Annotated in this window: 10 protein-coding genes and 1 pseudogene; 10 read left to right on the forward strand and 1 reads right to left on the reverse strand. The window is 67.0% G+C overall.

What is annotated here, in order from left to right:
* Window positions 1–462: 462 nt before the first annotated feature.
* From L6D75_RS19970 to qhpG, 5 genes and pseudogenes are all read left to right on the forward strand, one after another.
* Window positions 463–708, forward strand: a complete 246-nt coding sequence (locus L6D75_RS19970; protein WP_176511821.1) for a hypothetical protein — start codon at window positions 463–465, stop codon at window positions 706–708.
* Window positions 709–947: 239 nt separating this feature from the next.
* A complete protein-coding gene (locus L6D75_RS19975) occupies window positions 948–2,858 on the forward strand; it encodes a sigma-54-dependent Fis family transcriptional regulator (protein ID WP_176511817.1) in 1,911 nt (636 codons plus the stop codon).
* Between the two features lies 1 nt (window position 2,859).
* Window positions 2,860–4,593: an ABC transporter ATP-binding protein gene (locus L6D75_RS19980; RefSeq protein WP_176511818.1), complete on the forward strand. Its 1,734-nt coding sequence runs from the start codon at window positions 2,860–2,862 to the stop codon at window positions 4,591–4,593.
* Complete coding sequence (qhpE, locus tag L6D75_RS19985) at window positions 4,583–5,260, forward strand: subtilisin-like serine protease QhpE (RefSeq protein WP_176511819.1); 678 nt, start codon at window positions 4,583–4,585, stop codon at window positions 5,258–5,260. The genes L6D75_RS19980 and qhpE overlap by 11 nt, the downstream gene beginning before the upstream one ends.
* Window positions 5,253–6,149: pseudogene (qhpG, locus tag L6D75_RS19990) on the forward strand (flavin-dependent monooxygenase QhpG); the annotation flags it as partial. The gene qhpE and the pseudogene qhpG, both read left to right, overlap by 8 nt.
* 27 nt (window positions 6,150–6,176) lie before the next feature.
* Here the strand turns inward: qhpG and L6D75_RS19995 are convergent.
* Window positions 6,177–7,670, reverse strand: coding sequence for an aldehyde dehydrogenase family protein (locus L6D75_RS19995; protein WP_176517544.1), 1,494 nt, complete (start codon window positions 7,668–7,670; stop codon window positions 6,177–6,179).
* A gap of 463 nt (window positions 7,671–8,133) precedes the next feature.
* Between L6D75_RS19995 and peaA the strand changes: the two genes are divergently transcribed.
* The 5 genes from peaA (at window position 8,134) to L6D75_RS20020 (ending at window position 14,456) form a co-directional block, all read left to right on the forward strand.
* Window positions 8,134–9,699 carry a quinohemoprotein amine dehydrogenase subunit alpha gene (peaA, locus tag L6D75_RS20000; protein ID WP_176517543.1) on the forward strand — a complete coding sequence of 522 codons (1,566 nt, stop codon included), beginning with the start codon at window positions 8,134–8,136 and terminating at the stop codon, window positions 9,697–9,699.
* A 48-nt stretch (window positions 9,700–9,747) separates the two neighbouring features.
* Window positions 9,748–11,178 (forward strand): quinohemoprotein amine dehydrogenase maturation protein, encoded by a 1,431-nt coding sequence (peaB, locus tag L6D75_RS20005; RefSeq protein ID WP_176517542.1) that lies wholly within the window; start codon window positions 9,748–9,750, stop codon window positions 11,176–11,178.
* Window position 11,179: 1 nt separating this feature from the next.
* Window positions 11,180–11,503, forward strand: a complete 324-nt coding sequence (qhpC, locus tag L6D75_RS20010; protein WP_176517541.1) for a quinohemoprotein amine dehydrogenase subunit gamma — start codon at window positions 11,180–11,182, stop codon at window positions 11,501–11,503.
* A gap of 32 nt (window positions 11,504–11,535) precedes the next feature.
* Window positions 11,536–12,657: a quinohemoprotein amine dehydrogenase subunit beta gene (gene peaD, locus L6D75_RS20015; protein WP_176517540.1), complete on the forward strand. Its 1,122-nt coding sequence runs from the start codon at window positions 11,536–11,538 to the stop codon at window positions 12,655–12,657.
* A 125-nt stretch (window positions 12,658–12,782) separates the two neighbouring features.
* Window positions 12,783–14,456 carry a fatty acid CoA ligase family protein gene (locus L6D75_RS20020; protein WP_176517539.1) on the forward strand — a complete coding sequence of 558 codons (1,674 nt, stop codon included), beginning with the start codon at window positions 12,783–12,785 and terminating at the stop codon, window positions 14,454–14,456.
* Window positions 14,457–14,476 lie beyond the last annotated feature (20 nt).

Below are 14,476 nucleotides of genomic sequence, written 5' to 3' on the forward strand. Positions count from 1 at the left end.
GGGGCATGGGGGCAGTCACCCAGCATTGGGGGAGGTTGGTGGGATGGCAGCGCTGACCCTGCGCGGGCCGGTACAACAGAAGTGTTACTGCGCGCAGTCTCGGCTTGAAACCCTTCCCTGGCACCGGTAGTCTTTGCCTGCTGCTGTCAATCCAGCAGCCGGGTTTGGTCACCCGCAATCATCAAGGCGCATAAGCGCCGCTCTGCGATACAGTTGGCGCTTTTTTGTGCCCAGCTGTTTCGTTTTATGGCGGCTGTGCGTGGGGCGCCTTCGTGCGCGCCGGTTTCCTTGATTCCCGGTTGACCAACCCGCGTACAGTCGCCACCCATTCGTTTGGTCACGTTGTGTGGCGGCTCCAGTGAATCAAGGAGCAGCACAATGACAAAAGGCTTACCGGATCCTCCTGCCCGCGCCGTTACGGCATCTTCCAGTTTCTCGACCTGCGAATGCAGCCACCCGCCGCTGTTTGCCGTGCGCTCGGGCGTGGACTACGAAGACGCGCTGGTGCACCTGTCGACACTGCTCAAGGGGGCTTTTGCGACCAACCTCAAGGCCCTGGAATTGGCCACGGGGACTTGTCGCGATCTGCTGCTGAGCAATGACCATGGGCTGGACTCGGCCAAGGCCGTGGTGGAAGCGTTGCTCGATGGGGTGGAAATGCAGCAGCAGGCCGAACGGGAAAGTGCGCCGAAGATGCGAGGTGTTTGAGGGGCGTTAGTGGCACGCGTGATTTCGAGCACCGCAACGGCGCTCGAAATCTGCCCGAACTGCACTTCCAATCCGCAATCATTGGCCCTTTGCCAACCATCGCGTTCTCCCTTTACGTAAACGTAACCTTATGCCACCTTCTACCGCAGCCTGATGACGGTCAGGAATTTCTCCCGCACACTGCGGAAAATTCCCAAGCCCGTCCCCCGCCACCTTGCGGGGCACAGCCGGAGTAGAAAATGGCGCGACAACTCATAACAAACGCCCAAGACCCGCTGCACGAATCCCGCCAGGCCCGCCTGAAGCTTGCCAGTGAAGGCGAGCTGCCGCTGGGCATGCTGCGCGACGAAATCGACGCCTCCTGGCGCCGCAGCCTGGGCCATGGCCTGGACTGCCTGCAAGGCGAGCAGGTGGGCCTGGGCCTGGAGCAGGGGCATGACCTGCGCATGCTCCTGGAGCGCAACCGCCTGCTGGTCGACGCCGTTACCCCCGAGCTGGACTACCTGGTCGCGCGCCAAGGCAAGGCGGGGATCATCATCCTTGGCGACGCCCAAGCCAACGTGCTGGCCATCGAAGGCCAGACCCACGTGCTCAGCCGCGAGGGTCTGCGCGACCTGCACCCGGGCAGCTGCTGGAGCGAGTCGCTGCGCGGCACCAATGCCATCGGTACTGCCGTGGTCGAAGGCCGGCCGACGCTGATCAACTGCGGCGAACACTACCTGGACCGCCTCAGCCCGTTCTCCTGCACCTCCGTGCCGCTGCGCGACCCGCACGGCGAGGTGATCGGTGTGCTCGACATCACCCGCGAAGGGGTGATGGCGCAACCGCAGGACAGCCTGACCACGCTGATGCTGGCAGCCGGCAACATCGAAAGCCGGCTGTTTGGCCTGTGCCACCCGGAGCATCTGGTGCTGGCCTTCCACAGCCGCACGCAGTACCTCAACAGTGCCTGGCAGGGGCTGCTGGCGCTGAGCCTGGACGGTGAAGTGCTGGCCGCCAACGACAACGCCTGCCAGCTGCTGCAGGTACCGCGCCATGAGCTGCTGGGCCGGCGCAGCAGCGACCTGCTGGGCGAGCGCTCGCCCGCCTTCATCGCGCGCCTGTGGCAGGGCGGGGTGAGCAGCGTGCAGACGGCCAAGGGCGAGTTCTACTTCCGCGCCTTGCAGCTACCGCGCCATGCGCGGGTCAATGGCAGCGCGCCCGCCAGCAAGCCGGCGCCGGGCAAGCCGTCGCCCGCGCTCGAAGCGCTGGCCGGTGGCGACCCGCGCCTGGCGCGCAACCTGCGCATGGCCCGCCAGGGGCTGGGCAATGGCCTGCCGGTGCTGCTGCTGGGCGAGACCGGTACCGGCAAGGAAGTGGTCGCCCGCGCCTTGCACCAGGCCAGCCCGCGTGCCGACAAGCCCTTCGTGGCCGTTAACTGCGCGGCCATCCCCGAAGGGCTGATCGAGTCCGAACTGTTCGGCTACCGCGAAGGTGCCTTCACCGGCTCGCGCCGCGGCGGCATGGTCGGGCGCCTGATGCAGGCCCACGGCGGCACGCTGTTCCTCGATGAAATCGGCGACATGCCGCTGGCCCTGCAGGCGCGCCTGCTGCGCGTGCTGCAGGAGCGGCGGGTGGCGCCCTTGGGCGCGGGCGACGAGCAGGACATCGACGTGGCGCTGATCTGCGCCACCCACCGCGACCTGAAGCGCCTGGTGCAGGACCAGCATTTTCGTGAAGACCTCTACTACCGGGTCAACGGCGTGTCGCTGCGCCTGCCGGCACTGCGCGAGCGCGACGACCTGGCAGCGATCATCGAAGGCCTGCTGGACAAGGCCGGGGCCAAGGGCGTGAGCCTCGACCCGGCGCTGGCCGGTTTGCTCGAAGGCTTCGACTGGCCGGGTAACATCCGCCAGCTGGAAATGGTGGTGCGCACGGCGCTGGCCATGCGCGAGGACGGCGAGCAGCTGCTGACCCTGGACCACCTCACCGACTGCCTGCTCGACGAACTGGCCAGCGGCGGTGCGCCCTCCGGCAGCTTGAAGGACAGCGAACTGGAGCTGATTCGCAACGCCCTGGCGCGCCATCAGGGCAATGTCTCGGCGGCCGCCGAGGCGCTGGGCATCAGCCGGGCGACCTTGTACCGCAAACTCAAACAGTTGCGGGGCTGACATGGGCGGCTTGTTCTCAAGGCTGATGGAGTCCAGCGACCCTGTGCTCATGCGCCAGGCCCTGGCCTGGCTGTATGGTTTCGTGCGCCCGCAGCGGCGTGCCATCGGCGCGTTGCTGGGCCTGTCGCTGGGCGCCTCGCTGCTGGCCCTGGCGCAACCCTGGCTGGTCAAGACGCTGATCGACGAAGGCCTGCTGGCCAAGGATTACCAGACCCTCTGGCACATGGCGGCGATCATGATCGGCGCCGGGCTGCTCGGCACCGTGCTGGCCGGGGTCAACCGCTACCTGCACACGCGGTTGTCCGGGCGCATTCTGTTCGCCCTGCGCGACGACCTGTACCGCCACCTGCAGCGGCTGTCGCCGACCTTCTATGGGCGCCGGCGCACTGGCGATATCCTGTCGCGGCTCGATGGCGACGTTGCCGAGATCCAGCGGTTCGCCGTGGATTCGCTGTTTTCGGCGGTGTCGGCGGTGATCGGCCTGGTGGGCGCGGTGGCGCTGATGCTGATGCTGTCGTGGCAGCTGTCGCTGCTGCTGGCGCTGCTGATTCCGCTCGAGGTGCTGTGGCTGCGCTGGATGCGGCGCAAGGTCGAGCGCGAAGTGCGCAGCCTGCGTGAGCGTTCGGCGGATGTGTCCTCGTTCCTGGTCGAGACGCTGCCGGCGATGAAGTTCATCCAGGCCGCCGGCCAGCAAGGCCGGGAAGCCGGGCGCCTGGACCAGCTGGGCCAGGGCTACATGCGCCAGCTGCTCAAGGTGCAGGTCACCGAATTCTTCACCCAGGCGATCCCCGGCACGCTGACTTCGTGGTGCCGCGCCTGCGCGTTTCTGGTGGGCGGCTGGTGGGTGATCCAGGGTACCTGGCAGCTGGGCGCGCTGATTGCGTTCTCCACCTACATGGGCATGGCCGTTGGCCCGGTACAGAGCCTGTTGGGGCTGTATGTGGCGGTGCAGCGCATGGCGGTGAGCCTGGGCCGGGTGATGGAGCTGAAACAGGAAGCCGTGGCCGTGCACGAGGCGGCGGTGCCGCGGCCGATGCCGCAAGGGCCGGGCGAGCTGCGCCTGGAGGCGCTGCGCTTTGCCCATGACGGGCGCCAGGGCGCGGTGCTGGACAATGTCGACGCCTGCCTGCCCGGGGGCCTCAAGGTCGCCATCAGCGGCGCCTCGGGCGTTGGCAAGTCGACCCTGATCGACCTGCTGCAGCGCTTCTACGACCCCGATGGCGGGCGCATCCTGCTCGACGGCGTGGACCTGCGCGAGCTGGACCTGGCCGCCGTGCGCCAGCGCATCGCGGTGGTCAGCCAGGACATCGTGCTGTTTCGCGGCACCCTGGCGCAGAACCTCGCCTACGGCGCGCCCCAGGCCAGCCGCGAAGCGCTGGAACAGGTGGTGCGCCTGGCGCACCTGGAAGGCCTGGTGGCCAGCCTGCCGCTGGGCCTCGATGGCCTGCTCGGCGAGCGCGGCCAGCAGCTTTCCGGTGGCCAGAAGCAACGCATCGCCATCGCCCGCGCGGTGCTCCAGGCGCCGTCGATCCTGGTGCTGGACGAAGCCACCTCGGCGGTGGACGAAGCCACCGAGCGCGAGGTGATCGCCGCCATCGACGAACTGTTCGCCGGGCGCACGCGCATCCTCATCAGCCACCGCGCCGCGACCCTGGCCGATGCCGACCTGCACCTGCATCTGCAGGGCGGGCAACTGCGGGTATTGCCCCAGGAGGCCCTCAAGCATGGCCACTGAAATACGCCTGGGGGTGGTCGACAGCGGCTGCACGCCGGCCCAGGCCGAGAGCCTGGGCGCCGCACGCCGCTTCTGGCTGGACGACGGCGTGCTGCGTGAAGGCGAACTGCAACCCGACCGCCTGGGCCATGGCAGCGCTGTGCTGGCGCGCCTGCAGGGGGAGGCGGGCAGGGTGCCGGTGCTGCTGGCCCAGGTGTTCGGCGAACAGGGCAGCACCAGTGCCTTGCAGGTAGCCGCTGGCATGCTGTGGCTGGCCGAGCAGGGGGCGACCTTGATCAACCTGAGCCTCGGGCTGCAGCAGGACCGCCCGGCGCTGCGCCAGGCCTGCGCCGAAGTGCAGGCCGCAGGCGTGCTGCTGTGCGCATCCAGCCCTGCCCAGGGCGCGGCGGTCTACCCGGCCAGCTACCCGGGGGTGATACGCATCACCGGTGACGCCCGCTGCGCGCCGGGCCAGTGGTCGTGGCTGGGCAGCGCCCAGGCCGATTTCGGCGGGCACGTCGGTGAACGGCGCATGGCCGGTGCCAGCCTGGGCTGCGCGGCGGTGGCGGGGCGAATGGCTGCCCTGCTGCAGCAACAGCCCGGGCTGGGCCGCCAGCAGCTGCTCGCCTGGCTGCAGGCCCACGCCAGTTTCACCGGCCCCGAGCGGCGCAGGGCAGGCGATGCCTGAGCCGCGCATTCTGGTGCTGGGCGCAGGCCCGGCGGGCGCCGCTACCGCGCTTGGCCTGCGCCGCCTGGGCTACCCGGTCACCGTGGTCAGCGACTGGCGGCGCTTCGCCGCGCTCGAAGGGGTTTCCCAGCGGGTGCTGGAGGGCCTGCGCAACGCCGGCCTGGGCGGTGCCCTGGCAGAGGCGGCAATGCCGGCGACCCGCGAGGTGCGCTGGAATGGCCAGCACCTGCAACTGAACCAGGAATTTCTGCTCGACCGCCAGTGCTTCGACCGAGCCCTGCGCCTGGACCTCGAGCGGGCAGGGGTGAAGGTGATCAAAGGGCGCGTGCGCGAGGTCACGCGCAAGGGCGTGCATTGCGTCGGCCTGGACGACGGGCAGGTGTTGCACGCTGAATTTCTGGTCGAAGCACGAGGCCGCCAGGCGCCGCTGGCGGCCGACCGTTTGCGCGGGCCGGAAACGGTCAGCCTGCTGAACCTCTGGCAGGGTGAGCCCGGGGCGCCGGCGTCGGCGGTGCAGAGCCTGGACGAAGGCTGGGCGTGGATGGCCCGGCGCGCCGATGGCCGTTGCTACTGGCAGATCACCCTGGATGCCGGCGGCTTGCCGGGCAAGGCCGCATTGCCCGAGTACTGCGCCGAGCGCCGCCGGGGTTCGGCGCTGGTGGCCGAACTGTTCGGTGCGCAGGCCTTCGCGCCTGCCCAGGTGCATGCGCGCAGCAGCACGGCGATCCTTGCGGGTGACTGCGTGGGGGACGACTGGATCCGCGTGGGGGATGCCGCCATGGCGGTTGACCCCTTGTCGGGGAATGGGATTTTCCAGTCGCTGTCGTCGGCCTTGCAGGCGCCTGTGGTGGTCAACACCTTATTGTGCAGGCCTGAGCGGGCGGCGCTCGATCTCAAGAACGCTACAAATGCCGGATCAAAGCTTGATTAACACCGACTTAAGTTCGGTGTAATGCTCGATCGCCGCCGCGCCCATCTCACGCCCCACCCCAGACATCTTGTAGCCGCCAAACGGCAATGCCGGGTCCAGCGCGCTGTGGCAGTTGACCCACACCGATCCCGACTTGATCCGCGGAATCATCCGGTGCACCGCCGCCAGGTCGTTGGACCAGATGCTCGCCCCCAGCCCGTAGGGGTTGTCGTTGGCCATGCCGATCACCTCGTCGAGGTCATCGAACGGCATCGCCACCAGCACCGGGCCGAAGATTTCTTCCTGCACCAGGCGGTGGCGCTGGTCGACGTCGACGATCACCGTCGGCTTGACGAAATAGCCTGGGCCGAACCCTTCGCCACCACAGGCAATGGTCGCGCCCAGCTCGCGGCCCAGCTCGATGTAGCCGGTGACCCGGTCCTGCTGCTTGGCCGAGATCAGCGGCCCCATCTGCACCGCCGGGTCCAGGCCGCTGCCCAGTTTCATGCCATTGGCGATGCCGGCGATGTCGGCCACCACGTTGTCGAAATGCTTGCGGTGCACATACAGCCGCGAGCCGGCGCAGCACACCTGGCCCTGGTTGAAGAAGATTGCCGTGGCGGCGCCGGCGGCGGCCTGCTGCAGGTCGGCGTCGGGCATGACGATGGTCGGTGACTTGCCGCCCAGCTCGAGGGTGACGCGGGTCATGTTGTCCATCGCCGCCTTGCCGATCAGCTTGCCCACCTCGGTGGAGCCGGTGAAGGTCAGCTTGTCCACGCCGGGGTGGCGGCTCAGCGCTGCGCCGGCATTCAGGCCAGTGCCGGTGATCACGTTGAGCACCCCGGCCGGGTAGCCGGCTTCGTCCACCAGCTCGGCGAGCTTGAGCGCGGTCAGCGGGGTTTCGTCGGCCGGCTTGAGGACCATGGTGCAGCCGGTGGCCAGGGCCGGGCCGAGCTTCCAGCAGGCCAGCAGCAGCGGAAAGTTCCAGGCGACGATGGCGCCCACCACGCCCACCGCTTCGCGGCGCACGAAGCCATGGAACTGGTCGTTGGGCATCAACGGCATCGACGCCTCGACGGTGCTACCTTCGATCTTGGTGGCCCAACCGGCCATGTAGCGCAAGAAATCGATCGCCAGCTGCACGTCCATGACCTTGGCCACGGCAGCGCTCTTGCCGTTGTTCAGGCATTCAAGCTCAGCCAGCTGCTGCGCGTCGCGCTCCATCAGGTCGGCCAGGCGCCACAGCAGGTTCTGCCGCTCGCGCGGGCGCATGCGGCTCCACGGCGAGTCGTCGAAGGCCTGGCGCGCGGCGCGCACGGCGCGGTCGACATCCTCGGCCTCGGCCGCCGGCACTTCGCCGAGGATGTCGCCGGTGGCCGGGTTGCGGAACGACAGGGTGCGGCCGTGGGTGGCGCCCTGCCACTCGGCGCCGATGCGCATCTTCAGCTTGCGATCGAGGAAGGCGCGGGTGGCGGGCAGGATGGGCAGTTCGGAAAGCATGGGGCGGTGCCTCTTGTCATTGAATGTGCCCGGGGCTGGCGCAATGGCCGTGCCAAGATCGTGCATCGGGCGCAAAGGCCTGTGCTGCCTTGGCTTTGCTCGTGTGCAAGGGCGCGATTGCGTGGTTGCGCTGTTGCACTTTGAGACGGTGTGAGACGGTGGATGAAACAGTGCCTGTGAGGCCCTATCGCCGGCAAGCCGGCTCCCACAGGTAGGTAGGAGCCGGCTTGCCGGCGATGGCCTGCGCAGCAGGCCCTGTCTCAACCTGATACACCCTGTCGCGAATTGGCACGGTCCTACTCGCCCATGGCGGCCACCCGGTAACCCCCAAAACCCCTCAAGAGCCTGAAATACAACGACTTCCCAGCATCTGGCACAGTTTCTGTATCACAACTGTCACATGCACACCTGCTGTACCCAAGCGTGCGAAAACCATAAGAACAACAACCGTGGAGGTCTGACCTTGAAGACGACTCGACTCCGGCGGCATGCGGGCAAACTGGCGCTTGTCGCCGCCGCACTGCTGGGCACCCAGGCCATGGCGGCCGAACAGGGCCCGAGCCTGTTGCAGAACAAGTGCATGGGGTGCCACATCCCCGAAGGCAACGACACCTACAGCCGCATCAGCCACCAGCGCAAGACACCCGAAGGCTGGCTGATGAGCATCGCCCGCATGCAGGTCATGCACGGCCTGCAGATCAGCGACGACGACCGCCGCACCCTGGTCAAGTACCTGGCCGACAAGCAGGGCCTGGCGCCGAGCGAAACCGATGGCGTGCGCTACGCCATGGAGCGCCGCCTCAACACCGTCGAGCACTTCGACAGCATGCTCAGCGAAACCTGCGGGCGTTGCCACTCCGGTGCCCGCGTTGCCCTGCAGCGCCGCCCGGCGCAGGAATGGGAGCACCTGGTCAACTTCCACCTCGGCCAGTGGCCGTCGCTGGAGTACCAGGCCCAGGCGCGCGATCGCGATTGGCTGGAAATTGCCCTGAAACAGGTGGTGCCGGAACTGGCCAAGCGCTTCCCGCTGCAAAGCCCGGCCTGGGAGCAATGGCAGCAAGCCAAGCCCAAGGCCGATAGCCTGCCCGGCCAGTGGGCCTTCAGCGGCCACATGCTGGCCAAGGGCGACGTGCGCGGTGTGATGACCGTCAGCCCCGACCAGGGCGATACCTTCAAGGTCGAGGTCAAGGGCAGCTACGCCGACGGCACGCCGTTCAACGGCAACGGCTCGGCGATCCTCTACAACGGCTACGAATGGCGCGGCAACGTCAAGGTTGGCGAGGCCAACCTGCGCCAGGTGTTCGCAGCGCTCGACGGCGAGATGAAAGGCCGCATGTTCGAGGCCGACCACGATGAGCGCGGCCTGGACTTCACCGCTGTGAAGGAAGGCAAGGCGCGCCTGCTGGCGGTGCAACCGGCGTTCATCAAGGCCGGTGGCGAAAGCGAAATCAGCCTGGTCGGCACCGGCCTTGACGGCAAGCCGGACCTGGGCGCGGGCGTGGAAGTGACCGAAGTGCTGGAGCAGACCCCGACCCTGGTGCGGGTCAAGGCGCGCGCCGCGGCCGATGCCAAGCCGGGCCAGCGTGAAATCGCCGTGGGCGCGCTCAAGGGCGTCAACCTGGCGGTGTACGACAAGGTCGAGCAAGTGAAGGTGGTGCCGGCGTTTTCCATCGCCCGCATCGGCGAAAACGGCGCTTCGGTGCCCAAGGTGCAGGGCCGCTTCGAGGCCGAGGCCTGGGGCAAGGATGCCAGCGGCCAGCCGCTGCGCATCGGCTACCTGCCGGCCACCTGGAAGGTCGAGCCATTCAACGAGCGTGCGGTCGAGGACGAAGACGTCAAGTTCGCCGGCCAAATGCAGGCCGACGGCGTGTTCGTGCCAGGCGGCGCCGGCCCGAACCCGGCGCGCAAGATGATGACCAACAACGCCGGCAACCTGAAGGTGGTCGCGACCTTGGCTGACGGCGGCCAGACGGGCGAGGGGCACTTGATCGTCACCGTTCAGCGCTGGAACAACCCGCCCTTGCCATAAGGGCTGGTTGCCAAGCTTGTTCAACGGATCGATTACGCGGAGGTCGCCATGGGCGCACTACTGAACCTGGTCGAGCGCAACCTGCACGAAGTGCAGGTCGACGCCGACCGCATGCTGTTCCATATCCCCAGCAGCTCGCTGTTCGCCACTGACGCGGTGACCGGCAGCATCATCGACACCCTGCGCCAGCAAGGCTGCAGCGCCGAGGAGCTGACCCAGCGCCTCGGCCAGCAGTTCGCCGGCCAGGACATCCAGGAAACCCTGCGTGAGCTGATCGCCCTGGAGCTGGTCAGCGACGGCTCGCCACTGACGCCGGAAATTGCCCTCAGGCAAGTCGAGCGCACCGCGCTCAACACCGTGGTGCTCAACGTCAACACCGGCTGCAACCTGAGCTGCACCTACTGCTACAAGGAAGACCTGGACAAACCCTCGGCCGGCAAGAAGATGAGCACCGCCACCGCCGAAGCCTCGGTGGAGATGCTGCTCAAGGAATCGCCCGACGAGCAGCGCTACAGCGTGGTGTTCTTCGGCGGCGAGCCGCTGTCCAACCGGCCGCTGATCGAGCACATGGTGGCCTACTGCGAGCGGCGTTTCGCCGAGGCGGGCAAGCAGGTGGAATTCATCATGACCACCAATGCCACGCTGCTCACCGAAGAGATCGTCGACTGGCTCAACGCCCACCGCTTCGGCCTGTCGGTGAGCATCGACGGGCCCAAGACCGTGCACGATCGCAACCGCATCACCGTGGGCGGGCAGGGCACCTATGACGTGGTGCGGCGCAAGGCCGACATGCTGCTGTCGCGCTACACCAGCCGCCCGGTGGGCGCGCGGGTGACGCTGACCCGCGGCATCACCGATGTCGAGACCATCTGGAACCACCTGTTCAACGAGATGGGCTTTGCCGAAGTCGGCTTTGCCCCGGTGACGTCTGGCGATATGTCCGACTTCAACCTCAGCGGCGACGAGCTCATCGAGGTGTTCGCCAACATGAAGGCCCTGGGCCGGCGTTACCTGGAAGCGGCACTGGAGCACCGCAACATCGGGTTTTCCAACCTGCACCAGCTGATCACCGACATCCACGAGGGCCACAAGAAGGCCCTGCCGTGCGGCGCCGGGCTGAAGATGCTGGCGGTGGACCACGAAGGCGAGCTGAACCTGTGCCACCGCTTCACCGGCTCCAGCCTGCCGACCTTTGGCAACGTGCACCAGGGCGTCAAGCAGGCGCAGCTCAACGATTTTCTGTCCCAGCGCCTGGACCGCAGCAACACCGGCTGCGACAGCTGCCGCATCCGCAACCTGTGCTCCGGTGGCTGCTACCACGAGAGCTACGCGCGCTACGGCGACCCGCAGCACCCGACCTACCACTATTGCGAGCTGATGCGCGACTGGGTCGACTTCGGCATCGAGGTCTACAGCCGCATCATGGCCGCCAACCCGGCCTTCATCGATCGCTACATCACCCCGCGAAAGGCCCACTGACATGAAGCACTTGAAGCCCCTGAACAACAAGGCGCGCATCCTGGAGCAGGCCGCCGCCGAAGACCGCGTCGAAGAAGTCATGGCCATGAGCGCCGTGGCCGGCTGCACCGCCACCACCGACCCGGGTTGGGAAGTGGACGCCTTTGGCGGCGTCAGCTCGCTGTGCCAGCCGATGGAGGCCGACCTGTACGGCTGCTCCGACCCTTGCTGGTGGCCGGCCCAGGTGCCGGACATGATGAGCACCTACCAGGACTGGAACGCCCAGGCCACCAACTCCCAGGAAGACTGGCGCAACCTCGGCACCGTGTTCCCGAAAGACAAGTGACCGGCCCGACAAGAAAAACAAGGGGAAACCGCATGAATGCTGGACGCTGCGCGCAACTCGCGCTCACCATCGCCGCCACGGCCTGCGCCTGGGCGGTGCAGGCCGACGACGCAGGCAAGGCCCTGAAGGCCGGCCAGGAATACCTGGTGACCACCAACTACCCGAACAACCTGCACTTGGTCGATGTGGCCAGCGACACGCTCTACAAGAGCTGCCCGCTGCCCGGCAAGTTCGGCCCCGGCACCGCGATGATGGCGCCGGACAACCACACCGCCTACGTGCTCAACAACCATTACGCCGACATCTACGGCGTGGACCTGGACACCTGCAAGACCACCTTCCACGCCAACCTGTCGAGCGTGTCCGGTGAAGTCGGCAAGTCGATGTACTCGTTCGCCATCAGCCCCGATGGCAAGGAGATCTACGCCACGGTCAACCCGACCCAGCAGCTCAACGACCACTACGTGGTCAAGCCGCCGCGCCTGGAGGTGTTCAACAGCGCCGACGGCGTCGATGCCAAGCCCGTGCGTACCTTCCCGATGCCGCGCCAGGTGTACCTGATGCGCGCCGCCGACGATGGCAGCCTGTTCTTCGCCGGGCCCGACATGTACAAGATGGACGTGAAAACCGGCAAGTACGAAGTGGCCCTGCCGCTGCGCAACTGGCACCGCCAAGGCTACAGCGCCCCGGACGTGCTGTACTTCTGGCCGCACCAGAGCCCGCGCCACGAGTTCTCGATGCTCTACACCATCGCCAAGTTCAAGGACGAGAAGCAGGACCCGAACACGGCCGAGCTGCTGTACGGCTACCTGAGCGTCGACCTCAAGACCGGCAAGACCCACACCCAGGAGTTCGCCGACCTGACCGAGCTGTACTTCACCGGCCTGCGCTCGCCCAAGGACCCCAACCAGATCTACGGCGTGCTCAACCGCCTGGCCAAGTACGACATCAAGCAGCGCAAGCTGATCAAGGCGGCTAACCTGGAGCACACCTACTACTGCGTGACCTTCGACAAGAAGGGCGACAAGTTGTACCTGGGCGGTACCTTCAACGACCTGGCGGTGTTCGACCCCGACACGCTGGAGAAGGTGAAGAACATCAAGCTGCCCGGTGGCGACATGTCCACCACCACGCCGCAGGTGTTCGTCCGCTAGTTCGGTGTTGCCTCTATCGCCGGCAAGCCGGCTCCCACAGGAGGGCTCAAAGCGCCCGGTGTGGGAGCCGGCTTGCCGGCGATAGGGCCGGTTAATCCACTACAAGAACAACAAGGCGATCGCCCATGACCCAGCCCAGCTACACCCAGGGCAACCACGACAAAGCCCTGCTCAGCCACTGCATCGGCGACGCCTTCGACGCCACCGTCGCCCGCTTCCCCGACCGCGAAGCCCTGGTGGTGCGCCACCAGGCCCTGCGCTACACCTGGCAGCAACTGGCCGAAGCCGTCGACCAGCATGCCCGCGCCCTGATGGCCCTGGGCGTGCAGCCGGGCGACCGCCTGGGCATCTGGGCGCCCAACTGCGCCGAGTGGTGCATCACCCAGTTCGCCAGCGCCAAGGTCGGCGCGATCCTGGTCAACATCAACCCGGCCTACCGCAGCAGCGAACTGGACTACGCCCTCGGCCAGTCGGGCTGTCGCTGGGTGATCTGCGCCGATGCCTTCAAGAGCTCCGACTACCACGCCATGCTCCTGAGCCTGATCCCAGGCCTTGCGCAAGGGCAGCCCGGCGCGCTGATCTGCGCGCGCTTTCCCGAGCTGCGCGGGGTGGTCAGCCTGGCCGTGGTGGCGCCGCCTGGTTTTCTTGCCTGGCACGAACTGCAGGCGCGCGCGGCGTCGGTCAGCCGCCAGGCCCTGGCCGAGCGCCAGGCACAATTGCGCTGCGACGACCCGATCAACATCCAGTACACCTCCGGCACCACCGGCTTTCCCAAGGGCGCCACGCTCAGCCACAGCAACATCCTCAACAACGGCTACATGGTCGGCGAGAGCCTGGGCCTGACCGAGCACGACCGCCTGGTGGTGCCGGTGCCGCTGTACCACTGCTTCGGCATGGTCATGGCCAACCTCGGCTGCATGACCCACGGCAGCACGTTGATCTACCCCAACGATGCCTTCGACCCGCTAGCCACCTTACGCGCCGTGGCCGAAGAAAAGGCCACGGCGCTGTACGGCGTGCCGACCATGTTCATCGCCGAACTCGACCACCCGCAACGCGGCCAATTCGACCTGTCGAGCCTGCGCACCGGGATCATGGCCGGCGCCACCTGCCCGATCGAGGTGATGCGCCGGGTGATCGACGAGATGCACATGGCCGAGGTGCAGATCGCCTACGGCATGACCGAAACCAGCCCGGTGTCGCTGCAGACCGGGGCCAATGACGACCTCGAGCGCCGCGTCACCAGCGTGGGCCGCACCCAGCCTCGGCTGGAAAGCAAGGTGGTCGATGGCGACGGCCACTGCGTGCCGCGCGGCGAGATCGGCGAGCTGTGCACCCGCGGCTACAGCGTGATGCTGGGCTACTGGAACAACCCCAACGCCACGGCCGAGAGCATCGATGGCGAAGGCTGGATGCACACCGGCGACCTGGTGGTGATGGACGAGCAGGGCTATGTGCGTATTGTCGGGCGCAGCAAGGACATGATCATCCGCGGTGGCGAGAACATCTATCCGCGTGAGCTGGAGGAGTTTTTCTTCACCCACCCGGCGGTGGCCGACGTGCAGGTGATCGGCGTGCCGTGCAGCAAGTATGGCGAGGAAATCGTCGCGTGGGTGCGTTTGCATCCTGGGCAGGAGGCCAGCGAGGACGAGCTGCGCGAATGGGCGAGGGCGCGGATTGCGCATTTCAAGGTGCCCAGGTACTTCCGCTTTGTCGACGAATTCCCGATGACGGTGACCGGCAAGGTGCAGAAGTTCAGGATGCGCGAGATCAGTGTCGAGGAATTATCAGTGGGTTGATGGGCTGTACCTGATGGCCC

The sequence above is a fragment of the Pseudomonas faucium genome (assembly GCF_021602585.1).
Lineage (GTDB): Bacteria > Pseudomonadota > Gammaproteobacteria > Pseudomonadales > Pseudomonadaceae > Aquipseudomonas > Aquipseudomonas faucium.

Bases quoted from the DNA above. Each gene is read 5' to 3' on its own strand.
- L6D75_RS19975 (WP_176511817.1), top strand. From the start codon at position 948: ATGGCGCGACAACTCATAACAAACGCCCAAGACCCGCTGCACGAATCC.
- qhpE (WP_176511819.1), top strand. From the start codon at position 4,583: ATGGCCACTGAAATACGCCTGGGGGTGGTCGACAGCGGCTGCACGCCG.
- qhpC (WP_176517541.1), top strand. From the start codon at position 11,180: ATGAAGCACTTGAAGCCCCTGAACAACAAGGCGCGCATCCTGGAGCAG.
- peaD (WP_176517540.1), top strand. From the start codon at position 11,536: ATGAATGCTGGACGCTGCGCGCAACTCGCGCTCACCATCGCCGCCACG.
- L6D75_RS20020 (WP_176517539.1), top strand. From the start codon at position 12,783: ATGACCCAGCCCAGCTACACCCAGGGCAACCACGACAAAGCCCTGCTC.
- L6D75_RS19995 (WP_176517544.1), bottom strand. From the start codon at position 7,670: ATGCTTTCCGAACTGCCCATCCTGCCCGCCACCCGCGCCTTCCTCGAT.
- L6D75_RS19980 (WP_176511818.1), top strand. From the start codon at position 2,860: ATGGGCGGCTTGTTCTCAAGGCTGATGGAGTCCAGCGACCCTGTGCTC.
- peaB (WP_176517542.1), top strand. From the start codon at position 9,748: ATGGGCGCACTACTGAACCTGGTCGAGCGCAACCTGCACGAAGTGCAG.